Origin of the sequence: Arthrobacter sp. StoSoilB19 (assembly GCF_019977275.1) — a bacterium.
In the GTDB taxonomy this organism is placed as follows: Bacteria; Actinomycetota; Actinomycetes; order Actinomycetales; family Micrococcaceae; genus Arthrobacter.
Window position 1 is genome coordinate 1,265,365 of the sequence record NZ_AP024650.1, and the last position, 22,623, is coordinate 1,287,987.

A 22,623-nucleotide genomic window follows, 5' to 3' on the forward strand; every position below is an offset into this window, starting at 1 on the left:
AGCGGGTGAGCTCGGCATTGAACAAGGACCACCTTCGCATCGCATCCGTCAACGTAAACGGCCTCCGGGCTGCCTACAAGAACGGAATGGCGGCCTGGCTTGAGCCGCGGGAAGTGGACATCCTCTGCCTGCAGGAGGTCCGAGCCCCTGACGCCGTCGTCCGGCAACTGCTGGGGGAGGACTGGCATATCCTGCACGCGGAAGCGGAAGCAAAAGGCCGTGCCGGCGTCGCCATTGCCTCCCGCCAGGAGCCCCTGGCCACCAGGAACGGCATCGGTGACGACTACTTCGCCACCGCCGGGCGCTGGGTTGAAGCCGACTTCCGCGTCCCCGACGCCGCAGGGAACCCCGTGCAGCTCACGGTTGCCAGCGCCTATGTGCATTCCGGTGAAGTGGGGACGCCCAAGCAGGATGACAAGTTCCGCTTCCTGGACGTCATGACCACCCGCCTGCCGGAACTGACCAAGCACAGCGACCACGCCCTGGTGGTGGGCGACCTCAACGTGGCGCACACCCCCCGTGACATCAGGAACTCCAAGGGCAACCTCAAGAAGGCCGGGCACCTGCCGGAGGAACGTGCCTACTTCGACCGGTTCTTCGGTGAGGAGATCGGCTGGCATGACGTCCACCGGACCCTGGCCGGGGATGTCGACGGGCCCTACACATGGTGGTCCTGGCGCGGCAAGGCATTCGACAACGACACCGGCTGGCGCATCGACTACCACATGGCCACCCCCGAACTGGCGGCCTCCGCCATTTCGGCTGTCGTGGACCGTGCAGCCTCCTGGGACACCCGCTTCTCCGATCACGCCCCGCTGGTAGTGGATTACCAGCTCTAAGCCCGAAAGTTTTCCATGACCAGCCAGACTTCCTCCACTGCCAAGAAGCGCATCCTTTCCGGTGCCAAGCCCACCGCCGACTCCCTGCACCTGGGCAACTACATCGGTGCCGTGCGCAACTGGGTGGACATGCAGGCGGAGTACGACGCCGTCTTTTTCATCCCGGACCTGCACGCCATCACAGTGGACTTCGACCCCGCCGAGCTGGCCAAGCGGACCCGCATTGTGGCTGCCCAGTACATCGCGGCCGGCATCGACCCGGACAAGAGCATCTTCTTCGTCCAGTCCCATGTTCCCGAGCATGCGCAGCTTGCGTGGGCGCTGAACTGCATTACCGGGTTTGGCGAGGCTTCCCGGATGACCCAGTTCAAGGACAAAACCCAGAAGTCCGGCGCGGACTCCGCAACACTGGGCCTGTTCGCCTACCCCACCCTGATGGCCGCGGACATTCTCCTGTACCAGAGCGACCTCGTGCCCGTCGGCGAGGACCAGCGGCAGCACCTGGAACTGACGCGGAACCTGGCGCAGCGTTTCAATACCCGGTTCGGCCACACCTTCACGGTTCCGGAGGCCACGATCGTCAAGGAAAGCGCCAAGATCTACGACCTCCAGAATCCCAGCGCCAAGATGTCCAAGACGGGGGAGTCGCCCAACGGTGCCATCCAGCTGCTGGAGGATCCCAAGATCGCAGCCAAGCGCATCAAGTCGGCAGTGACCGACGCCGGCACGGACATCCGCTTCGACCCTGAGGAAAAGCCCGGCGTGTCCAACCTGCTGACCATCTACTCCTCGCTGACGGGCAAGTCCGTGGCGGAGCTTGAAGCCGAGTACCAGGGCAAGATGTACGGCCACCTCAAGGTTGACCTCGCCGAAGTTGTGGTGGACTTCATCACCCCGCTGCGCAACCGGACCAATGAGCTGATGGCAGATCCCGCCGAGCTTGACCGGCTGCTGGCCCTTGGCGCTGAGCGGGCCCGCGAGATCGCCTCCGTCACCCTGGCCCAGGTCTACGAGCGCATGGGCTTCCTGCCGTCCCTCAGCCTCGCGGGAGTCCGCTAGCGCCATGTCTTCGGGAAAAGTCACCGCCAGGGGAGGTGCCTGCTCTGCCGGCCAGGTGGAGCAGACCCTGGCTGACCGCTTGGGAGACCAGCCAGGCCGGAATGCGGCGGCGAACCATGAGGTGGCCCGCAGCGAAGAGGTCAGCGTGGGCGTCATCCTGGGCTTTCCAGCAGACATCGCCGAAGAGCTGCAGCGCTGGCGGGCGTCGTTCGGTGACCCGCTGGCGGACGTGGTACCGGCCCACATTACGCTGGTCACCACCACCCCCACCCAGGACTGGGAAGCGACCCTCCGGCATGTCCGCGAAGTGGCCCGCTGCCAGAGCCCGTTCATGGTGACCATCGCCGGGACCGGAACTTTCCGGCCCGTTTCCCCCGTAGTCTTCATCAATGTGGAGGACGGGTTCGAGCACTGCGTGGACCTGCACCGCAAGCTCCAGCAGGGCCCACTCCACCGTGAACTGCCCTTTGCCTACCATCCGCACGTCACCATCGCCCACGATGTCGCCCCGGAAAGCCTTGACGAGGCCGAAACGGTGCTGAAGAACTACAAGGCCACCTTCCCTGTGGTTAGCATGGGACTCTACGAGCACGATGCCGACGGCATCTGGCAGCTACGGGAAGAGCTGGATTTTGGGACCGAAACTGACAACAACGCCGGCACCCGGTTCACGGACGCTGCCGCGGACACCCCAACCGACGCAGGGTAACCAGCAGCCGCTGCCCACCGAGCAGGCCAGGCTGAAGCTGGAGGTCATCCAAAAGCGGATGGAATGGAATCGGGCGCGCAGGTCCGGCAAAAAATTCGGTGCCCTGATGGCCTTGGTTCAGTGGCTCACCGCCCGCCTGAACGTCCTGCGCCCCATGCGCGCCTTCCGGCACTACACCCTCCACTACGGGCCGCTGATGAGCGCCGGCATTGGCTTCAACATGTTTTTCTCCGTCACAGGCCTGCTGGCCACCGGCTTCTCCATCGCCGGGCTGGTCCTCAGCGGCCAGCCGGCGCTGCTGGACACCGTTATCGGCAGCGTGGCCGCCAGCGCACCGGGCCTACTGAAAGTCAACGGCGGACCGGGGCTGGTGGACCCCAAGGACATGTTGGATCCCAACGGCCTCGGCTGGACCGCGGTCATCGGTGCGCTGGTAACGGTGGTCACATCACTCGGTTGGATCAACGGCCTCCGGGACGGCCTGCGCGGCGTCCTGCAGCTGCCGCCGCTGATCGTCAATCCCATCGTGATGAAGCTGCGCGACGCCGGAACCCTGCTGCTGCTGGGCGTGGCCCTGGTGATCAGCGGCGGTGCATCGCTGGTGTTCGGCACGCTGGCGGGTTGGGTAGCGGACTTCCTGCACCTCAGCGACGCCTTGGCCGGCCCGCTGACCACCTCCGTCAAAATCGTCGTCCCGCTGGTCCTGAACTGGGTCACGGCGCTGATCATGTTCCGGCTGGCCGCGGGGCTCAAGCTGTCCCGCCAGGCACTGGTCGAGGGCACCGGCCTGGCAGCCGTGGGCACCACCATACTGCAGATCTTCAGCACTGAACTTCTTGGCGGGGCCAGCCGCAATCCCATCCTGGCGCCGTTTGCCATCATCATCGGCCTGCTCATCTGGTTCAACCTCGTCAGCCAGGTCTACCTTGTCTCGGCAGGATGGGCGGCCGTCCGTGAAGCGGACCTGGAGTCGGACGCTCCTCCGCGCAAGACGATACTCGGCGCACGCCGAACCACGCCCCAAACATGACGCGCGCCCGGCCGTAGAATTGTCCGGCCCTCCAGCACAGCGACGTCAGGGGGCCGGCACCAGACCTTCCCACGCAACGGTCCAGCCGGGCGGAAAGCCCGGAGCGTGGCGGTCCGGGCCGTGGTCCCAGCCGGCAGCCATCAGCGCGGCCGCGGCAAGGAGCCCCCCGTTGCCTGGAAGGTACAACGGCAAGGAGTCCGTCTGCCGGTTGTGACCGTTCGTCAGGACTGTGTTCTTACCGGCCTCCTGCAGGAGCGCGTCGACGGCGTACTCCGGGTCCCCGAGCCGGGCAGCGGTCATCGCCATCACCGGGTAGTCCCACCCCCATGTGGTGGTCCAGTCCCAGTCGGCCAGGACATCCTCAAGGGTGGCCCGCATGACTGCCTCATCGATCAGGTCTGTCAGCGGCAGGACGCCCAGTGCGCAGAGCATCGAGGGATGGTCCGTCCTGATGGTGAAGGGCTCCACGTCCATTGCCGCATAGACGCCGTCGACTACGCGCGGGCGCACCAGCCCGTCAGCAACCTCCTGCCAGCATGCAACGGGCTCGAGGCCCAACCGTTCCCGCCAGGCGGCGGCAGTCCTGAGGCCCCACTGCCAGTAAGCGAGTTCGAACGTCGGGTTTTTGATCTTCGCCCGCATGGACCCATAGCTCTCCTGTGCGGGTATGAGCGGCGGCCCAAGTTCGAAACCCCTCGGGGTGCGATGGGCGAAGCCCGCCATGAACGCGGCGGTTTCGAACACGATGTCAGCGAACTCCTCCAGCACGTCAGGGCCCGGATTGGCCCGGTACAGCAGCTCGGCCAAATGGATGGGATGCGGCTGCTGCCAAATCAGGAACGTCCCGATCGGGCTGGGGCTCTCCCTGCCGTCCGGGCCTACCTGCTTGGGCCAGCGGGCGCCGTCGAAGCCCTGCGCCCTGGCGGTTTCCCGCGACGTTTCCAGCACCGTTGAGTACCAGCGCAGGGAGGGGAGGAGGAGCTCCGTTCGGTTCCAGTGCGCAAAATGGGCGGCGTGCCACCAATGCATCTCCAGGTGGAAGCGGCCGCGCCACGAGCTGCACACCAGGCCTGTTTCCTGCGGCGGCAGCGATCCGGAGCAGTTGACGGCCGTCAGGTACTGGGAGAGGATAATCCGGCGTTCGAGTTCCCTGGCCCGTGGGTCCGGCGTGGCAGCCAGCTCGATGGCACCTCCGGACGACCAGAACCTGGGCCAACGGTCCATGGAGGCGGCTGCAACGTTGCTGCCGGGCTGGTTTGCGCTGGGAACCGACGGCGCCGAAGGGGAAGGCCCGACGGCGGGACCCGCATGGCGGCCAACGCACGCCTTGCCTGCCACTCTGGAAAGGCCCGCACCGCCCCGGGGGATACAGTCCCCGTCCGCGGCGGATATGAACTCAATGGACAGGTCCAGCGCCTCGGTGCTTGAGTGGACATCCGGCCGTATGCGCAGGTGGTGCGCCCCGGTCTGTTCCACGACCAGGCCTTGGCCGGTGATCACCACGCGGTAGCGCGCGTTGTCCAGTTCGCGGTCCACCGTCCAGCTGCTGGCCCCTGCATGGAGTACTGCAGGTTGCGGTCTGTTGAGGATGGTGGTGTGGGCGCCCGGCAGATCCCACCCGGCGCCGTTGTGCCACGCCTCGGAGCCGTACGGGAAGTCGATGCCGATCACCAGGCCGTCACCCAGCGCGGGTGACTCCACCCGAATGCCGAGTTCGTCGCGGTCCGGATGGCAGGCTGTGGTGACCGTGGCCTGGTGGCCGGCGATGGCGAAGGTGCTGGTGACGATGCCCGTCCAAAGATCAAGAATCTGGCTGGCGTGGGAAAGCTCGCTGCTGCTGATGGGCCGGCTGGTTCCGTCCTGCAGCAGCTGGAAACCGATGCGTCCCAGATCCAGGCGGTGCGGGTTTGCCCGCAGCCATGCTTCGGCCGTTGAGGTGCCTGTCTCACGCTCATTGACGATGTCACCCACCATGTCCACGTACGGCACCGGACCACGTGGGGAGTCGTAGAGGACCGTGGAACCTGCCAGGCTGTAACGATCGCCGCCAGGCATGGAGTGCCAGCCCCAGGTGGATTGGGTGCCCAGCAGCGTTCCCGGGGGAAGCGAGTCCTCACGGGGCCCCACGGGGTACTCGGCTGGCAGGCTTTGAAGGCCCGTGAGGTCCATGGTGAAGGCAAACTCCCCGTTGCCCACTGAGACAGGGCTTCGCGGATCAAGACTTTGCTGACGAACGTTGTGCCGCCGGACCAGCGCCTTCCTGTCAATCTGCTTGTGCCGCCGGTGGGACGTGGTCGTGGCCTCCGGCCGTACGGTGCTGGCGTGGCTGTGCACGGTGCGCGCCCTCCTTACAGGTGTGTGGTGACTGATGCCGCGAAATGTCCGGGCATGGCCAGCGCGCCTCCCCGGAAACGCGGCACTGGGGAGAAAGCGGTTTCTGGCGATTCCATCCTTGGCGGGTTCCACAGCGCTGTCAAGGGGCCGTCATGTGAAATCGTGCGCCGAGAACTCCAGGTCGATAACCGGTACGGAAACCATGACGGGATCCTATTGACGGGCTTTGCCCGCCGTTGATACGTTTCACGAAATCGCTTTCTCTCGCTCACCCACCCTTCTCACCAAGGAAGAAGCTTGCCCAATGACGCGCCCTGCTACCGGAACAATCCGTAAATCCCTTGCCGTCCTCTCAGCCGCAGCCCTTCTGGCCGTGACGGCCGGCTGTTCCAGCCCGTCGTCCAACAGGGCCGGGGACGGGCCCGTGGAGATCCGCTTTTCCTGGTGGGGCAATGCCGGCCGGGCCGAGCTGACCAACAAGGCCATTGCTGAGTTTGAGGCCGCCAACCCCAACATCAAGGTCAAGCCGGAATATGGCGACATCAGCGGCTACTTCGACAAGCTCGCAACCCAGATGGCCGCCAACGACGCGCCGGATGTCATCACCATGGGGGGCGCCTACCCCGCCGAATACGCAAACCGCGGCGCGTTGCTGGACCTGACCACGGTGCAGGGCTCACTGGACCTGTCAAGGATCGACCAGGGCGCCCTGGAAAACGGACAGGTCAAGGGCAAACAGTACGGCGTTTCCACCGGCGCCAACGCACTGGCCATTGTGGCCAATCCCGCCGTCTTCGCGGCGGCAGGGGTTCCGCTGCCAGATGACAGCAGCTGGAGCTGGGACGACTTCGCCAGGATTGCCGGTGACATCACCGCCAAGAGCCCCCAGGGCACCTACGGAACTGCAACCGTGCTCACCCATGACTCCCTGGACGCCTTCGCCCGCCAGCGCGGCGAATCCCTGTACACCCAGGACGGACAGCTGGGACTGGGCAAGCAAACGGTGCAGGACTACTTCCACTACTCGCTGAAGCTTAGTGAATCCGGTGCCGCTCCGAGTGCTTCGGAGACGGTGGAGAAGCTCAATGTCAGCACTGAGCAGACCCTCATGGGCATGGGCAAGGCCGCAATGATGCTCACGTGGAGCAATTCACTGACCGCCCTCAGCAAGGCCTCCGGCGCAGACCTGAAACTGCTCAAGCTACCGGGGGAGAAGCCCACCCCGGGGATCTGGCTGCAGTCCTCGCAGTTCTACACCATCTCCGCACGCAGCAAGCACACGGACGCTGCCGCCAAGCTCGTGAACTTCCTGGTCAACAACCCGGCGGCGGCCAGGATCATCCAGAGCGACCGGGGCATCCCTGGCAACTCCGACATGCGCGCCGCCATCCAGGACATGCTCACCCCTCAGGGCAAGGTGGAGGCGGAGTACATCAACCAGATCGGCAAGATGGATTTCGCCCCAACGTACATCGGCCCCACCGGGTCAACCGCCGTCTCGGAGATCACCGCCCGGATCAACACGGACGTCCTTTTCAAGCGGGTCACGCCGGACAAGGCAGCCGAACAGTGGATCAGCGAGAGCAAGGCGGCTATCGGCAAGTAGGGCCGGCCAAACTGGCCGGGGAGGGTCAGGCAGGTGCTGCGTCGAGGTACTGGTCCGCCCAGGCGGCGATGATCCTGGCCGCCCGTGCGGCCTGGCCCTTGCCGGTGAGCAGGTGGTCGCTGCCCTCAAGGGACACGAAGTTCCTCGGATGCCTGGCCGTCTGGAAGATGGTGCTGGCATTCTCGATCCCCACGGTGTTGTCGGTGGGGGAGTGCAGCACCATCAGGGGCTTGTGCAGCTGCTTGATGCAGTCCGTCAGGTCCGCGTTCTCCAGGTCCTCCACGAAGTGCCGGCGGATCTCCACCCGCTTGCCTCCGAGGTCAACTTCGGCGCTGCCCTCGCTCAGGATCCTGTCCAGCGCGGCATCGAAAACGTGGGCCACATGCTTGGGGGAAAAGGGCGCTCCCACGGTGGCAACGGCGTCGAGCTCCGGAATCTCCCGCGCTGCGGCAAGAACCGCGGCGCCGCCGAACGAGTGGCCCACCAGCAGGGAGATCTCCTTGCCCTGACTGCGCATGAACTCCGCGGCCTTCACCGTGTCGGCCACCTTGTGGCTGAACGAGCCGGCGGACCATTCCCCGGCGGAGCCGCCCAGGCCCAGGTTGTCGAAGCGCAGCATGCCGATGCCGCTGTCCGCCAGCGCCTTGCACATCCGCGCTGCGGAGGGGCTGTCCTTGCCCAGCGTGAAACCGTGCGAGAAGACACCCCAGCCCTTGACGGGGCCCTCCGGGACGTCAATGATGCCGGACAGCATCTCGCCGGTGGAACCGGCAAAGGACACTTTTTCGGAGCGGGACAAGGAGGACCCCTTTCTGCTGAAACGACGACGGCGCCCCCACCACGTGTGGTGAGCGACGCCGTCGGCCGTTATATCTGTTGGTGAACGAGCCTAGATCTTGCGGGCCAGGATGGCCTGCTTGACTTCCGCAATGGCCTGCGTGACCTGGATGCCGCGGGGGCATGCCTCGGAGCAGTTGAAGGTGGTGCGGCAGCGCCACACGCCTTCCTTGTCGTTGAGGATCTCCAGGCGCATGTCGCCGGCATCATCACGGGAATCGAAGATGAAGCGGTGTGCGTTGACGATCGCGGCGGGGCCGAAGTACTGACCGTCCGTCCAGAACACGGGGCAGGAGGACGTGCACGCGGCGCAGAGGATGCACTTGGTGGTGTCGTCAAAGCGCTCCCGGTCCTCCGCGGACTGGAGGCGTTCCCGGGTGGGCTCGTGGCCCTTGTTGATCAGGAAGGGGATGACTTCGCGGTACGACTGGAAGAAGGGCTCCATGTCCACGATCAGGTCCTTCTCCACCGGCAGACCCTTGATGGGCTCCACGGTGATGGGCTTGGACGTGTCCAGGTCCTTCAGCAGCGTTTTGCAGGCAAGGCGGTTGCGGCCGTTGATGCGCATGGCGTCAGAGCCGCACACACCGTGGGCGCAGGAGCGGCGGAAGGACAGGGTGCCGTCCATCTCCCACTTCACCTTGTGCAGGGCATCCAGGACACGGTCCGTGCCGTACATGGTCAGGTGGAAATCATCCCAGGTGGCTTCCTCGGAAACCTCCGGGTTGTACCTGCGGACCCGCATGTGGACGTCGAACGTGGGGATTTCCCCGCCCCCGCCAACGCCGGCAGGAAGTTCAACCTTTGAGGCTGGCTCAGCGATTTCAGCGGTCATCTTAGTACTTCCTCACCATCGGCTCGTAGCGGGTAAAGACAACCGGCTTGGTGGCGAGGCGGATACCGGCGATTGACTCCGCCGATCCGTCAGCCGGCGCATGGTCATCCTTGTACGCCATGGAGTGCTTCATGAATTTCTCGTCGTCACGCTCGGGGAAGTCCTCGCGGAAGTGTCCGCCGCGGGATTCCTCACGGTGCAGGGCGGCCACGGTCATGACCTTGGCCAGTTCCAGCAGGAAGCCGAGCTCAACGGCCTCGAGCAGGTCCAGGTTGAAGCGCTTGCCCTTGTCCTGGACATTGATGCGCTTGTACCGCTCCTCGAAGGATGCGATGTCGCGCAGCACCTGGTTCAGGGTGTCCGCCGTACGGAACACCTGCATGTTGGCGTCCATCGTGTCCTGCAGTTCCTTGCGGATCTGCGCCACCTTTTCGTCGCCGGTGCCGTTGCGGGCAATGTCCAGCAGTTCGGTGGTGTAGGCCAGCGGGTTCTCCGGCAGTTCCACGAACTGGGCGGTCTTGGCGTATTCCGCGGCAGCGATGCCGGCACGCTTGCCGAACACGTTGATGTCCAGGAGCGAGTTGGTGCCAAGGCGGTTGGAACCGTGGACGGACACGCAGGCCACCTCGCCGGCGGCGTAGAGCCCGGGGACCACGGTGTCGTTGTCCTGGAGCACTTCGGTTTCGATGTTCGTGGGGATGCCGCCCATCGCGTAGTGCGCGGTGGGGAACACGGGCACCGGCTCGGTGTACGGTTCCACGCCCAGGTAGGTGCGGGCGAACTCGGTGATGTCCGGCAGCTTCGCATCGATGTGCGCCGGCTCCAGGTGGGTCAGGTCCAGGAGGACGTAGTCCTTGTTCGGGCCGCAGCCGCGGCCTTCGCGGACTTCGTTGGCCATGGAGCGGGCCACGATGTCGCGCGGTGCCAGGTCCTTGATGGTGGGGGCGTAGCGCTCCATGAAGCGCTCACCCTCCGAGTTGCGGAGGATGGCACCTTCACCGCGGGCGGCCTCGGACAGCAGGATGCCCAGCCCGGCCAGGCCGGTGGGGTGGAACTGGAAGAACTCCATGTCCTCCAGGGGGATGCCGCGGCGGAAGGCGATGCCCATGCCGTCACCGGTCAGGGTGTGGGCGTTGGACGTGGTCTTGAAGACCTTGCCGGCGCCACCGGAGGCGAACACCACGGACTTGGCCTGGAACACGTGCAGTTCACCGGAGGCGAGATCGTAGGAGACGACGCCGGCCACGCGCTTCTGCTTGTAGGGCGTCCCGTCTTCGCGGACAGCATCCTCTTCGACCGTCAGCAGGTCCAAAACGTAGTACTCGTTGTAGAACTCAACGTTGTGCTTGACGCAGTTTTGGTACAGGGTCTGCAGGATCATGTGGCCGGTGCGGTCCGCGGCGTAGCATGCACGGCGGACCGGAGCCTTGCCGTGGTCGCGGGTGTGGCCACCAAAGCGCCGCTGGTCGATGCGGCCCTCGGGGGTGCGGTTGAAGGGCAGGCCCATCTTTTCCAGGTCCAGCACGGCGTCGATGGCTTCCTTGGCCATGACCTCCGCGGCGTCCTGGTCAACCAGGTAGTCGCCGCCCTTGACGGTGTCGAACGTGTGCCATTCCCAGTTGTCTTCCTCGACATTGGCAAGGGCTGCGCACATGCCACCCTGGGCCGCACCGGTGTGCGAGCGGGTGGGGTAGAGCTTGGTCAGTACTGCTGTGCGCGCGCGCTGACCGGACTCGATCGCGGCGCGCATGCCAGCGCCACCGGCACCGACGATGACGACGTCGTACTTATGGACCTGCATACCAGACGCTCTTTCTCTCAAAATTCGCTATAAAACAACGGGGCGGCTTTGCCTGCTCCGCAAAACAGGGCCCGCGGAAAAGCCCGCGGGCCCGGGGTTGTGCCAGTTCTAGGCAGGGCAGAATCCACCCGGAAGGGCAACGCCGTTCACCACGGGGCACGGGTTGAAGGTGAAGATGACCAGCGTGCCGAGGAGGATGATGACGACGGCGGCCGCGTAGAGGACGGTCTTCAGCCAGCGGCGGGTGGACGTCTTCTCTGCGTAGTCGTTGATGATGGTCCGGACGCCGTTGGTGCCGTGCAGCATTGCCAGCCAAAGCATGGCCAGGTCCCAGAACTGCCAGAACGGGTCTGCCCACTTGCCGGCCACGAAGCCGAAGTCAATGGCGTGGATGCCTTCGCCCACCATGAGGTTCACGAACAGGTGGCCGAAGATGAGGACCACCAGCACTACGCCGGAGAGACGCATGAACAGCCAGGCGATCATCTCGAAGTTGCCCCGTGAGCCGCTGCTGCGGCGGTACTGGGGGGCGATCCGCCCGCTGCGGGGGCTCTCGATCGTTGCAGTCATGGCTTAGTGACCTCCGAGGGCGAGGGACAGGTGGCGGATGGAGAAGGCGACCATGGTCACGACCCAAAGGGCCAGGACTGCCCACAGCATCTGCCGCTGGTACTTTGCGCCCTTCTTCCAGAAGTCGACCGCAATGATCCGCAGGCCGTTGAAGGCGTGGAACACGATCGCGGCAACAAGGCCGGTCTCGCCCAGCGCCATCAGGGGGTTCTTGTAGGCGCCGATCACAGCGGTGTAGGCCTCCGGTGACACACGCACCAAGGAGGTGTCCAGGACGTGGACCAACAAGAAGAAAAAGATCACTACACCGGTAATGCGGTGTCCTACCCAGGACCACATGCCTTCACGGCCGCGGTACAAGGTGCCAGCTGGTTTTGTCGGCACTGATAAACCTCCCTGCAACACAGCGGCGCTGGCATGAGATCCATGCGGGGGGAACGCCTGCTGCGAGAGCACTCGTAGCTCAGGCCTAAATCTAGGCTCCGCTAACAGCTTATTCAATTTCGGAGATTCTTGGTGCCCAGTACTGGAGCGGATTTTCCGGGGAAATGAGACGAACGCCACATCCCTGCAGGCTTTTGGGTACGACGGCGCCGCAAAACGCAGGTCTGATGTGTCGCCAAAGGAGCCGGTTGGGGCCGTTCCGCTAAAGTAGCCGTGATGAGTACAGACAAAGTGACAAGCCCGGCTTCACCCCTTGACCGCTTCATCGCGGTGATTCCGGCAGGCGGAGTGGGGACCCGCCTCTGGCCCCTGTCACGTGCAGCAGCTCCCAAGTTCCTTCACGATCTCACGGGATCGGGCAGCACGTTGCTGCGCGCCACCTATGACCGGCTGCACCCTTTGGCGGGCAACCGGATGCTGGTGGTGACCGGCCGGGCGCACCGCGACGCCGTATGCCGCCAGCTGCCCGAGGTGCAGGACGCCGACCTTGTCCTCGAGTCAGAGCCAAAGGACTCCGCTGCCGCCATCGGCCTTGCGGCGGCGATCCTGCACGAGCGCGATCCCGACACCATCATGGGTTCCTTCGCAGCCGACCAGGTGATCAGCCCGGATGATCTGTTCCAGCAGGCCGTCCGCGAAGCCATCCACACCGCTGCCACCGGCAAGATCGTCACCATCGGCATCAAGCCCACGCACCCGTCCACCGGCTTCGGCTACATCCGCTCCGGCAAGGCCCTGCACATTGAAGGCGCGCCCAGCGCCCACGACGTGGTGGAGTTCGTCGAAAAGCCGGACGAAGTGGTGGCCCAGCAGTACGTGGACAGTGGCGACTACGTGTGGAACGCCGGCATGTTCGTGGCACCGGTGGCGTTGATGCTCAAGCACCTTGAGGCGAACCAGCCCGAACTGTTCCAGGGGCTGCAGGAAATCGCCCGGGCGTGGGACACCCCCCGGCGCGACGAGGTCACGGCACGCATCTGGCCCACCCTGCCGAAGATCGCCATCGACTACGCAGTGGCCGAGCCCGCCGCCGAAGCCGGGGACGTCGCCGTCGTTCCCGGAACTTTCCGCTGGGACGATGTTGGCGACTTCGCCTCCGTTGGCCGCCTCAACAGTGCCAAGGAAGTGGACGACGTCACCGTCCTCGGCGAAGGTGCCCGCGTGTTCACCGAGAACTCAAGCGGCGTTGTGGTTACCGACACCAAGCGCGTGATCGCCCTGATCGGCATCCAGGACGTGGTCATCGTGGATACCCCGGACGCTTTGCTGGTGACCACCATGGCCAATTCCCAGCGCGTCAAGGCTGCCGTCGACGCACTTAAGGCAAGCGGCGACACGGACGTCCTCTGACCCGGAACCTGCCGGCGCCACCGGTGCCGGCAGTCTCCGGAATGTAATGAGGCGTCAGTGAATGGGCACTAAAGCCGGCACCCTCGCTAGAGTGAAACAGTGCGCAACTACACTACTGAAGCCGAGCCCACCGCCCTGGTGGCTCCCTGGCTCGAACCGCTTTTGCCGGAACTGATCGAATTCCGGCGGGACCTGCATGCGCACCCGGAGCTGTCCTTCAAGGAGTTCCGCACCACGGACAAGCTTGCCGAGCGGCTCGAAGCCGCCGGCCTGAGTCCCCGCCGCCTGGAAGGCACCGGGCTGACCGTGGACGTGGGCGAAGGTCCCATCGCCACGGCGCTGCGCGGCGACATTGACGCCCTGCCCATCATCGAGGAGACGGGCCTGCCGTTCGCGTCGAAGAATCACGGCGTCACGCACGCCTGTGGCCATGACGTGCACACCACCACCATGCTGGGCATCGCCCTGGTATTGAACCGGATGCACCAGGAGGCACCCCTTGGGGCCACCGTCCGGATCATCTTCCAGCCTGCCGAGGAAACGATGCCCGGCGGCGCGCACGCCTGCATCGAACAGGGCGTCCTGGAGGGCGTCCCCCGGATCCTGGCCCTGCATTGCGACCCCCGGATTGAGGTGGGCAAGGTGGGAACGCGGATTGGTGCCATTACCTCGGCTTCGGACACCATCCGGATCGAACTCTCCGGCCGTGGCGGCCACACGTCGCGCCCGCACCTCACCGAGGATCTGGTGTTCGCGCTGGCCCAGATCGCCGTGAACGTACCGGCCGTGCTGTCCCGCCGGGTGGACGTCCGCAGCGGCGTCTCCGTGGTGTGGGGCCAGATCACCGCGGGCTCGGCACCCAATGCGATTCCCGGCAGCGGCTACATGGCCGGGACCATGCGCTGCCTGGACCGCGACGCTTGGCACGCTGCCGGCGAACTCCTTGACGAAGTGGTCCACCAGGTGGCCGCACCGTACGGCGTGGACGTCCACCTGGAGCACACCAGGGGGGTGCCGCCGGTGGTGAACTCGGAACACGAGACAGCCATCATCGAAGCTGCCGCCCGGGCCGAAATCGGCGAGAGCGCCGTGGTGCTGACGCCGCAGTCCATGGGCGGCGAGGATTTTGCCTGGTTCCTGGCGGAACTTCCGGGAGCCATGATGCGGCTGGGCACCAAGACGCCGGGCGGTGAGGACTACGACCTCCACCGCGGCGATTACATCCTGGACGAGCGCGCCCTTGGCCTGGGCATCCGGGTCCTCACCGCAGCGGCGCTGCGGACCATCCGGGACCTCGAGCAGGCACCGCTTCCGTAACCTCTTTGGCCGGGGGGGCGCGCCTGGCAGAGCCCGGCCGGAAAGATGCCCTGCCGCCGTCGTTCGCATGCCGACGGCGGCGCAACAGGGGCTGCCCCACCTGCAGTAAGTTGTGCACAACTTAATTGTGGGCTATCGTTTCTGTATGACCGAAGCACCCCGCCTGGACCGGCAAGTCTGTTTTGCCCTGTACTCAGCTTCCCGTGCCGCCACCGCCGTCTACCGGCCCGTGCTGGACCAACTGGGGCTCACCTACCCGCAGTACCTGGTGATGCTGGTCCTGTGGGAAAGCGAACCCCGGGGCGTGAAGGAACTCGGCGGGGAACTTGGCCTCGACTCCGGCACCCTGTCGCCGCTCCTTAAGCGCCTGGAAGCCCTGGGGCTGGTGGAACGGCGGCGGTCCGGCGAGGACGAACGCCGCGTCGCCATCCACCTGACGGATGCCGGGCGGAACCTCAGCGGCGCGGCCAGCGCCATTCCGCAGCGGCTGGCCGATGCCGCAGGACTTTCGCTGGACGAACTCGAACAGCTGCGGACCACCCTGGGCAAGCTCACGGCTGCCCTGCATGAATCGCTGTGAACCCGAATACTGCACCATCCCATCTACAGGACGGATTTTTTCGTGAAGACTCTCTACACCGCCGAGGCGCTGGCCTCGGGCGAAGGGCGCGACGGCGCTGCACGCAGCAACGACGGCAGGCTCGCAGTGGATCTCGCCAGCCCGGTCGAACTCGGCGGCAGCGGCCACGGCACCAACCCCGAACAGCTTTTCGCCGCCGGGTATGCCGCCTGCTTCCATTCCGCACTGCGCCTGGTCGGCCGCAAGGCAGGCGCTGACCTGACGGACTCGGCAGTGGCAGCGAAAATCCACCTGGGGCAGCTGGAGAGCGGAGCCGGCTTCGGGCTGGCCGCCGAACTGGAAATCGCCCTGCCCGCCCTGGACCTCGCCACGGCGGAAGACCTTGTGGCCAAGGCGCACCAGGTCTGCCCCTATTCCAACGCCACCCGCGGCAACATCAACGTCGACCTCAAGATCCTGGAGTACGCAGCATGAGCACAGCCCTTGCAACCACCACCCGCGAAATCCGGTTGGCTTCGCGCCCCGAGGGACGCCCGTCCAATGAGAACTTCGAACTTGCCGAGTCTCCGCTGCCCGCACTCGAAGACGGCCAGATCCTGGTGCGGAACCTCTTCATGTCCGTAGACCCGTACATGCGGGGCAGGATGAATGACGTCAAGTCCTACTCCGCGCCCTTCGCCGTGGGCAAGGCGCTCGACGGCGGGGCGGTGGGCGAGGTGATGGCGTCCCGGTCGTCCGCACACCAGGAGGGCGACGTCGTCGTGCATCCGCTTGGCTGGCGCGAGTATGCGGTGGTCGACGGCGCTTCTGCCACCCCCGCCCGCACTGACCTGGCCCCGGCGTCCGCTTTCCTGGGTGCCCTGGGCATGACCGGGCTGACGGCCTACACCGGTCTGTTGAAGGTTGCCGAATTCAAGCCGGGCGACGCCGTGTTCGTTTCGGGCGCGGCGGGTGCCGTGGGCTCGCTGGTGGGACAGATCGCCAAAGCCATGGGCGCCTCCCGGGTCATCGGCTCGGCTGGCTCGCCCGCCAAGGTGGCCCGGCTCCTGGAGCTCGGTTTCGACGCCGCGTTCGACTACCATGACGGTCCCGTTGTCGGGCAACTGGAAAAGGCGGCCGGCCCGGCCGGCATTGACGTCTACTTCGACAACGTGGGCGGCGAGCACCTCGAGGCAGCCCTGTCGGTCCTCAACGTGGGCGGCCGGGTGGCAATGTGCGGCGCCATCGCGCAGTACAACTCAACCGAACCCACTCCTGCACCCCACAACCTGATGCAGGCTATCGGGAAGCAGCTCACCCTCCGGGGCTTCCTGGTGGGCGGGCAGCGCCAGCACGCGGCGGAGTTTGCGGAGAAAATGGCCGGCTGGCTGGCGGACGGGACCGTGCGCTACGACGAGACCATCGTTGACGGACTGGAGAACGCGCCGCAGGCCTTCATGGACCTCCTGGACGGCGCAAACACCGGGAAAATGCTCGTCCGGCTGTAGCCGCCACCATCACGCACAAGCAGTAGGGACACCGCATCCGCGGTGTCCCTACTGCTTGGTAACAACTTGTAAACAATCTCCCGGCTGGGCTCCTGGCGTGCTATGGGGACGTGGCGCAGGCCACTAAAGTAAGTGCCATCAGTGCGCTCCGGCGCAGTGCTGCGTGCCTTCAGTGAAAACAGAATTTCAGCGCCGAAACGGACACTCATTGAATTCCAGCCCGTAGCGCCACTCGCATCATCCCTGGAGGAAAATTGAAGAAATCACTGCGTGCCAGCTTCAAGCGCGGTTCAATGGCCGGAGTGGCCACCCTCGGTGCGTCCGCGCTTGTGCTCACCGCCTGCGGTGCAGCCCCCGAAGCCGGAAGCACCTCATCCGCAGGTGCCAGCGACTACACGGGCTGCATCGTGTCGGACTCCGGTGGATTCGACGACCAGTCCTTCAACCAGTCCTCCTACGAGGGCCTGAAGAAGACCGAGAAGGACCTTGGCATCAAGGTCAACCAGATCGAGTCGAAGACCAATAACGACTTCGAACCCAACCTGCGGGCAATGGTCACGGCCGGCTGCAACCTGACCATCACGGTGGGCTTCCTGCTCGGCGACGCCACCAAGGCCCAGGCCACCGCCAACCCGGACAAGCACTTCGCCATCATCGACTTTGGCTACGACAAGCCCATCAGCAACGTCAAGCCGATCATCTACGACACCGCGCAGGCGGCCTTCCTCGCCGGCTACCTGGCTGCAGGAACCACCAAGACCGGCACCGTGGCCACCTTCGGCGGCATCAAGATCCCCACCGTGACCATCTTCATGGACGGCTACGCCGACGGCGTGAAGTACTACAACCAGCAGAAGGGCAAGAACGTCAAGCTGCTCGGCTGGAACAAGGATGCCCAGGACGGCAGCTTCACCGGCGACTTCGAAAAGCAGGACGTGGGCAAGCAGCTGACCAAGAACTTCCTGGACCAGGGCGCGGACATCGTCATGCCCGTGGCCGGTCCCGTGGGCAAGGGCGCCGGAGCTGCGCTTAACGAGGCCAAGGCTGCCGGCAAGGACGTCAAGCTGATCTGGGTTGACTCGGACGGCTACCTCACCGCCCCGGACTACAAGGGCATCATGCTCTCCTCTGTCATGAAGCAGATGGGCGAGGCCGTGGAGACCGTTGTCACCGAGGACAAGGACGGCAAGTTCAACAACACCCCGTACGTTGGCACCCTTGCCAACGACGGCGTGCAGCTGGCACCCTTCCACGACCTCGACTCCCAGGTCCCCGCCGACGTGAAGTCCGACCTCGAGAAGATCAAGAAGGACATCGTCGACGGCAAGCTGAAGGTCGAGTCCGCAGCCAGCCCCAAGGCCTGATCCACCACAGGAAGCGCCACCGCCGGTCCGTCACCCACTGGCCGGCCGGTGGCGCTTTTTGCTGGCCGAACGTTTACAGCGCCCGGCCGGCTCCTCCCGGGACTGCAGCCACTAGGCTGGTGCTGCAGCCATATATCCCGTCCGGTCGATCACCGGACGCTTCGAGATTGGTCAGAGTTTTGAAACTTGAACTCAGAGGGATCACCAAACGTTTTGGCACGCTCCTGGCCAACGACCACATAGACGTGGTGGTTGAGCCGGGACAGATCCACTGCCTCCTTGGTGAAAACGGGGCGGGGAAATCCACCCTGATGAATGTGCTCTACGGGCTGTATGAGCCTTCCGAAGGCGAAATCCTCATCGATGACAAGCCCGTCACGTTCCGGGGCCCGGGCGATGCAATGGCGGCCGGGATCGGCATGGTGCACCAGCACTTCATGCTGGTGCCGGTCTTCACCGTGGCAGAGAATGTTGCGCTGGGCGCCGAACCCACCAAGGCGGCCGGGTTCCTCAACCTGGACCAGACCCGGCAGCGCATCAAGGAAATCTCGGACCAATACGGCTTCGATGTGGACCCGGACGCCCTGGTGGAGGACCTGCCGGTGGGCGTGCAGCAACGGGTGGAGATCATCAAGGCACTGGTCCGCAACGCCAAGGTGCTGATCCTGGATGAGCCCACCGCCGTGCTGACTCCGCAGGAGACCGACGAGCTCCTGGATATCATGCGCCAGCTGAAGTCGCGCGGAACCTCCATCGTCTTCATTTCGCACAAGCTCCGCGAGGTCAAGGAAGTCTCGGACACCATCACCGTGATCCGGCGGGGCAAGGTAGTGGGCACGGCCGATCCCGCCGCCTCCACCACCGAACTTGCCTCGATGATGGTGGGCCGTGCCGTAAGCCTGACCCTGGACAAGGCTCCGGCCCAGCCCAAGGACACCACCTTCGAAGTCCGCGACCTCACCGTCATCGCGCCCAACGGCCAGCACGTCGTGGACCATCTCAGCTTCCACATCAAGCGCGGCGAGATCCTGGCCGTTGCCGGCGTCCAGGGCAACGGGCAAACCGAACTCACCGAAGCGATCCTGGGCCTGCAGGAGCGGGTCACCGGTTCCATTGTCCTGGACGGCAAGGAGCTCGTGGGCCGGTCCGTCAAGGAAGTCCTGCAGGCCGGCGTCGGGTTCGTTCCCGAAGACCGCAAGGTGGACGGGCTGGTGGGCACCTTCTCCGTGGCGGAGAACCTGATCCTTGATCTTTATGACAAGCCGCCCTTCGCCAAGGGGATCAGCATGAGCCCTGCGAAAATCATGGAGAATGCCAAGGCGCGCATCGGCGAATTCGATGTCCGCACACCCTCCGCCGCAGCCGCCGCCGGGACCCTGTCCGGCGGCAACCAGCAAAAACTTGTGATGGCCCGCGAACTTTCCCGTCCACTGCGCCTGTTCATCGCCTCCCAGCCCACCCGCGGCGTGGACGTGGGTTCCATCGAGTTCCTGCACCGGCGGATTGTCGCGGAGCGTGACCAAGGGACCCCGGTGATGATCATTTCCACCGAACTGGACGAAGTCATGGAACTGGCGGACCGCATTGCGGTGCTCTACAAAGGCAAGCTGGTGGGCACTGTCCCCGCCGGAACCAGCCGGGACGTCCTTGGCCTCATGATGGCTGGCATCCCGCCGGAAGAACACGCACACACCCCGCAGGCCGGCACCCCGGCCGCCACCTCCAACGCCGAGGGAGCCGACCATGCCTGACCAGCCTTCCCCCAAACACGCAGACGAAAGCCGGCACGTCGACAACGAACAGCCCGGCGCCGGGTCTGCCGCCGGCCAGGATGCTGCGGAGGAATCGGCCGCAGTAGTGGCCGTCGACACCGCCGGCGGGGCGATGCAGCCCTCGGCTGTTCCAGCCACGGCCCAAAGCGGACTGCTTCCCGGCGGCTCCGACACCGTCCTGCGCAGGATCTTCACCGGAAGCGGCATGGTGTCCGTGCTGGCAGTGCTGCTGGCGCTGATCATTGGCGGCATGCTCATCGCGAGCACCGACAAGCAGGTGGCCACCACCGCCGGCTACTTCTTCGCCCGGCCCACCGACATGCTGACGGCCGTATGGAATGCTGCCACGCGCTCCTACATAGCGCTGTTCCAAGGCTCGGTGTTCAACCCCCGCGGCAATGGGCTGGCCGCACAGTTCGCACCCTTCATGGAGACCCTCACCATCGCCACGCCGCTCATCACGGCCGGCCTGGGCGTGGCGCTGGCGTTCCGGGCCGGGCTCTTCAACATCGGCGCCCAGGGGCAGATCATCGTGGCCGGCATCCTGGCGGCCTGGGTGGGCTTCGCCCTGCACCTGCCGTTCGGCCTGCACCTGCTGCTGGTGCTGGTGGCCGGCATCATTGGCGGCGCCCTCTGGGGCGGCCTCGCCGGCCTGCTGAAGGCCCGCACCGGAGCCCACGAAGTCATCCTGACCATTATGTTCAACTACATCGCGCTGTACTTCCTGCGCTACCTGCTGAATACCCCGGCGTTCCAGCGGCCGGGGGAGTCGAACCCCATTTCGCCCATCCTGGATCCCAGCGCTGTCTACCCCCAGATCCTGGGCAGCCAGTACCGGCTGCACCTGGGCTTCATTCTGGCCATCGCGGCCACAGTCCTGGTGTGGTGGCTCCTCAACCGGTCCACGGTGGGCTTCGAGTTCCGTGCCGTGGGCGCCAACCCCAAGGCAGCCCAGACCGCCGGCATCAACGTCTCCCGCTCCACCATCCTGGTCATGGCCATCGCCGGCGGGCTCGCAGGCATGTCAGGCGTGGCCCAGGTCGCGGGCACGGAGAAGGTGCTCACGGACGGAGTCGCCGCCACGTACGGCTTTGACGCCATCACGGTCGCCTTGCTGGGACGTTCGACGCCGTGGGGCACCTTCGCTGCCGGCCTGCTGTTCGGCGCCTTCCGCGCCGGGGCGGTCCAGATGCAGATCCAGACCGGCACCCCCATCGACATCGTCCTGGTGGTCCAGTCCCTGATTGTCCTTTTCATTGCCGCGCCGCCGCTGGTGCGGGCCGTCTTTGGACTGAACCCGCGGCGCAGGAAGCCCGCGCGCGCAGCCAAGTCCGGGCAGGCAGCCACTACCGGAGGTGCCGCATGAGCACAACAGTTTCATCGTCCAGGCCGGGCAAACCCCAGCCCGGAGGGCCCAAGGCGGACGCCCCTTCCGCAGCGCCGGCCGGCAAACCCGTCAGCTGGAAGACTCCCGTCCTGCTCGCTGTCTTCGCCCTGGTCTCCCTGGTGTTCTTCGGATTCCTGGCGCCCAGCCAGACGGCCAGCTTTGGCATCTCCACCGGCGGCGACTTCTTCCAGCTGCCTGCATTGGAGATCAATGCGTTTGCCGGCGGCATCGTACTGTCGGTAGTGCTCATGGCGCTGGCAGGATACGCCGTCTACCTGAAGACCAAGAACCAGCCGGCTCCGGGCTGGTTGGCGGTCACCTTCATCGTGATCTTCGTGGCGGCCTTCCTTATTTGGGTGGTGGGCGGGGCCCGCACCCCCGCCATCTCGCTGGCGGGGCTCATCGCCGGGTCCGTCACGCTTGCGGTTCCGCTCGTGTTCGGTTCATTGTCCGGTGTCCTGTGCGAGCGGGTGGGCGTGGTCAACATCGCCATTGAAGGACAGCTCCTGGGCGGCGCATTCACCGCAGCCATCGTTGCCAGCATGACAAAGAACGCCTTCATCGGGCTGCTGGCCGCGGCCATTGCCGGGGCGGTCGTGTCCATGGTCCTGGCGCTGTTCAGCATCAAGTACCTGGTGAACCAGATCATCGTTGGCGTCGTCCTGAACGTCCTGGTCTCCGGGGTGACGGGCTTCCTCTTCAGCACCGTGATGCAGGCCAACAAAGCCCAGTTCAACTCACCGCCGGGGCTGGACGTCATCGACATCCCCATCCTCTCCAGCATCCCCATCATCGGCCCCATCCTGTTCCGGCAGTCGCTGGTGGGCTACCTCATGTATGTGGCCGTCGCGGTGGTTTGGGTAGGCCTGTTCAAGACCAGGTGGGGCCTGCGCGTCCGGGCAGTGGGGGAGCACCCCCAAGCCGCAGACACCCTTGGCATCAACGTCAACGCCACGCGGTTCTGGAACGTGACCCTGGGCGGTGCCGTCGCCGGAATTGGCGGCTCCTTCTTCACCCTGGTAGCGATCGACAGCTTCACCAAGGAGATTTCCGGCGGCCGCGGCTTCATCGCGCTGGCCGCCCTCATCTTTGGCCGCTGGAACCCGGTGGGCGCCTTCTTCGCGGCACTCCTGTTCGGTTTCGCCGACAACCTGCAGAGCATCGTGACCATCATCGGCACCCCGGTGCCCAGCCAGTTCATGGCCATGCTGCCCTACCTGGTGACCGTCCTCGCCGTCGCCGGCCTGGTAGGCAAATCCAGGGGCCCGGCCGCCAGCGGCATCCCCTACGTCAAGGGATGAC

At 65.3% G+C, this 22,623-nt stretch carries 20 protein-coding genes; 14 read left to right on the top strand and 6 right to left on the bottom strand.

The window, feature by feature from the left end:
- The first annotated feature begins 5 nt into the window (after positions 1–5).
- From LDO86_RS05885 to LDO86_RS05900, 4 genes are all read left to right on the top strand, one after another.
- Positions 6–839: an exodeoxyribonuclease III gene (locus LDO86_RS05885; protein ID WP_018770225.1), complete on the top strand. Its 834-nt coding sequence runs from the start codon at positions 6–8 to the stop codon at positions 837–839.
- Positions 840–854: 15 nt separating this feature from the next.
- Positions 855–1,898: a tryptophan--tRNA ligase gene (trpS, locus tag LDO86_RS05890; protein ID WP_018770224.1), complete on the top strand. Its 1,044-nt coding sequence runs from the start codon at positions 855–857 to the stop codon at positions 1,896–1,898.
- Positions 1,899–1,902: 4 nt separating this feature from the next.
- Positions 1,903–2,607: a 2'-5' RNA ligase family protein gene (locus LDO86_RS05895; RefSeq protein WP_081620213.1), complete on the top strand. Its 705-nt coding sequence runs from the start codon at positions 1,903–1,905 to the stop codon at positions 2,605–2,607.
- A gap of 106 nt (positions 2,608–2,713) precedes the next feature.
- A complete protein-coding gene (locus LDO86_RS05900; protein WP_043425099.1) occupies positions 2,714–3,637 on the top strand; it encodes a YihY/virulence factor BrkB family protein in 924 nt (307 codons plus the stop codon).
- Between the two features lie 45 nt (positions 3,638–3,682).
- Here the strand turns inward: LDO86_RS05900 and LDO86_RS05905 are convergent, their stop codons facing one another.
- The gene (locus tag LDO86_RS05905; protein ID WP_018770221.1) at positions 3,683–5,971 is read right to left on the bottom strand and encodes a hypothetical protein; all 2,289 of its coding nucleotides are present in this window, start codon (positions 5,969–5,971) and stop codon (positions 3,683–3,685) included.
- Between the two features lie 304 nt (positions 5,972–6,275).
- Between LDO86_RS05905 and LDO86_RS05910 the strand changes: the two genes are divergently transcribed.
- The gene (locus LDO86_RS05910; protein ID WP_018770220.1) at positions 6,276–7,577 is read left to right on the top strand and encodes an extracellular solute-binding protein; all 1,302 of its coding nucleotides are present in this window, start codon (positions 6,276–6,278) and stop codon (positions 7,575–7,577) included.
- A 25-nt stretch (positions 7,578–7,602) separates the two neighbouring features.
- On the opposite strand, the gene LDO86_RS05915 is transcribed toward LDO86_RS05910, so the two are convergent.
- From LDO86_RS05915 to sdhC, 5 genes are all read right to left on the bottom strand, one after another.
- Positions 7,603–8,376, bottom strand: a complete 774-nt coding sequence (locus LDO86_RS05915; RefSeq protein ID WP_018770219.1) for an alpha/beta hydrolase — start codon at positions 8,374–8,376, stop codon at positions 7,603–7,605.
- 90 nt (positions 8,377–8,466) lie between these two features.
- A complete protein-coding gene (locus tag LDO86_RS05920) occupies positions 8,467–9,249 on the bottom strand; it encodes a succinate dehydrogenase iron-sulfur subunit (protein WP_018770218.1) in 783 nt (260 codons plus the stop codon).
- A 1-nt stretch (position 9,250) separates the two neighbouring features.
- Entirely contained in the window at positions 9,251–11,050 is a 1,800-nt protein-coding gene (sdhA, locus tag LDO86_RS05925) for a succinate dehydrogenase flavoprotein subunit (RefSeq protein ID WP_018770217.1), read from the bottom strand.
- A gap of 108 nt (positions 11,051–11,158) precedes the next feature.
- Positions 11,159–11,620, bottom strand: a complete 462-nt coding sequence (locus LDO86_RS05930; protein WP_018770216.1) for a succinate dehydrogenase hydrophobic membrane anchor subunit — start codon at positions 11,618–11,620, stop codon at positions 11,159–11,161.
- Positions 11,621–11,623: 3 nt separating this feature from the next.
- Positions 11,624–11,959, bottom strand: a complete 336-nt coding sequence (gene sdhC / locus LDO86_RS05935) for a succinate dehydrogenase, cytochrome b556 subunit (protein WP_026265921.1) — start codon at positions 11,957–11,959, stop codon at positions 11,624–11,626.
- A gap of 321 nt (positions 11,960–12,280) precedes the next feature.
- Here sdhC and LDO86_RS05940 point away from each other — a divergent pair, with 321 nt between their 5' ends.
- From LDO86_RS05940 to LDO86_RS05980, 9 genes are all read left to right on the top strand, one after another.
- Complete coding sequence (locus LDO86_RS05940) at positions 12,281–13,414, top strand: mannose-1-phosphate guanylyltransferase (protein ID WP_018770214.1); 1,134 nt, start codon at positions 12,281–12,283, stop codon at positions 13,412–13,414.
- 99 nt (positions 13,415–13,513) lie between these two features.
- Positions 13,514–14,731 carry an amidohydrolase gene (locus tag LDO86_RS05945; protein ID WP_018770213.1) on the top strand — a complete coding sequence of 406 codons (1,218 nt, stop codon included), beginning with the start codon at positions 13,514–13,516 and terminating at the stop codon, positions 14,729–14,731.
- 145 nt (positions 14,732–14,876) lie between these two features.
- Complete coding sequence (locus tag LDO86_RS05950; RefSeq protein ID WP_018770212.1) at positions 14,877–15,311, top strand: MarR family transcriptional regulator; 435 nt, start codon at positions 14,877–14,879, stop codon at positions 15,309–15,311.
- Between the two features lie 42 nt (positions 15,312–15,353).
- Positions 15,354–15,785 (top strand): organic hydroperoxide resistance protein, encoded by a 432-nt coding sequence (locus LDO86_RS05955; RefSeq protein ID WP_018770211.1) that lies wholly within the window; start codon positions 15,354–15,356, stop codon positions 15,783–15,785.
- Positions 15,782–16,798 (top strand): NADP-dependent oxidoreductase, encoded by a 1,017-nt coding sequence (locus LDO86_RS05960; protein ID WP_018770210.1) that lies wholly within the window; start codon positions 15,782–15,784, stop codon positions 16,796–16,798. The genes LDO86_RS05955 and LDO86_RS05960 overlap by 4 nt, the downstream gene beginning before the upstream one ends.
- 293 nt (positions 16,799–17,091) lie before the next feature.
- On the top strand, positions 17,092–18,162 hold the full coding sequence (locus LDO86_RS05965; protein ID WP_051081395.1) for a BMP family ABC transporter substrate-binding protein: 1,071 nt from the start codon (positions 17,092–17,094) through the stop codon (positions 18,160–18,162).
- Positions 18,163–18,341: 179 nt separating this feature from the next.
- Entirely contained in the window at positions 18,342–19,913 is a 1,572-nt protein-coding gene (locus tag LDO86_RS05970; protein WP_018770208.1) for an ABC transporter ATP-binding protein, read from the top strand.
- Positions 19,906–21,300: an ABC transporter permease gene (locus tag LDO86_RS05975; protein ID WP_018770207.1), complete on the top strand. Its 1,395-nt coding sequence runs from the start codon at positions 19,906–19,908 to the stop codon at positions 21,298–21,300. Before LDO86_RS05970 ends, LDO86_RS05975 begins: the two co-directional genes overlap by 8 nt.
- Positions 21,297–22,622: an ABC transporter permease gene (locus LDO86_RS05980; RefSeq protein WP_018770206.1), complete on the top strand. Its 1,326-nt coding sequence runs from the start codon at positions 21,297–21,299 to the stop codon at positions 22,620–22,622. The genes LDO86_RS05975 and LDO86_RS05980 overlap by 4 nt, the downstream gene beginning before the upstream one ends.
- Position 22,623: the final 1 nt, after the last annotated feature.

What these genes read in the sequence shown, in the direction of transcription:
- sdhC (WP_026265921.1), bottom strand. Translation starts at nt 11,959, where the DNA reads ATGTGGTCCTGGGTAGGACACCGCATTACCGGTGTAGTGATCTTTTTC.
- LDO86_RS05900 (WP_043425099.1), top strand. Translation starts at nt 2,714, where the DNA reads ATGGCCTTGGTTCAGTGGCTCACCGCCCGCCTGAACGTCCTGCGCCCC.
- LDO86_RS05975 (WP_018770207.1), top strand. Translation starts at nt 19,906, where the DNA reads ATGCCTGACCAGCCTTCCCCCAAACACGCAGACGAAAGCCGGCACGTC.
- LDO86_RS05950 (WP_018770212.1), top strand. Translation starts at nt 14,877, where the DNA reads ATGACCGAAGCACCCCGCCTGGACCGGCAAGTCTGTTTTGCCCTGTAC.
- trpS (WP_018770224.1), top strand. Translation starts at nt 855, where the DNA reads ATGACCAGCCAGACTTCCTCCACTGCCAAGAAGCGCATCCTTTCCGGT.
- sdhA (WP_018770217.1), bottom strand. Translation starts at nt 11,050, where the DNA reads ATGCAGGTCCATAAGTACGACGTCGTCATCGTCGGTGCCGGTGGCGCT.
- LDO86_RS05895 (WP_081620213.1), top strand. Translation starts at nt 1,903, where the DNA reads ATGTCTTCGGGAAAAGTCACCGCCAGGGGAGGTGCCTGCTCTGCCGGC.
- LDO86_RS05920 (WP_018770218.1), bottom strand. Translation starts at nt 9,249, where the DNA reads ATGACCGCTGAAATCGCTGAGCCAGCCTCAAAGGTTGAACTTCCTGCC.
- LDO86_RS05930 (WP_018770216.1), bottom strand. Translation starts at nt 11,620, where the DNA reads ATGACTGCAACGATCGAGAGCCCCCGCAGCGGGCGGATCGCCCCCCAG.
- LDO86_RS05940 (WP_018770214.1), top strand. Translation starts at nt 12,281, where the DNA reads ATGAGTACAGACAAAGTGACAAGCCCGGCTTCACCCCTTGACCGCTTC.
- LDO86_RS05965 (WP_051081395.1), top strand. Translation starts at nt 17,092, where the DNA reads ATGGCCGGAGTGGCCACCCTCGGTGCGTCCGCGCTTGTGCTCACCGCC.
- LDO86_RS05960 (WP_018770210.1), top strand. Translation starts at nt 15,782, where the DNA reads ATGAGCACAGCCCTTGCAACCACCACCCGCGAAATCCGGTTGGCTTCG.
- LDO86_RS05910 (WP_018770220.1), top strand. Translation starts at nt 6,276, where the DNA reads ATGACGCGCCCTGCTACCGGAACAATCCGTAAATCCCTTGCCGTCCTC.
- LDO86_RS05980 (WP_018770206.1), top strand. Translation starts at nt 21,297, where the DNA reads ATGAGCACAACAGTTTCATCGTCCAGGCCGGGCAAACCCCAGCCCGGA.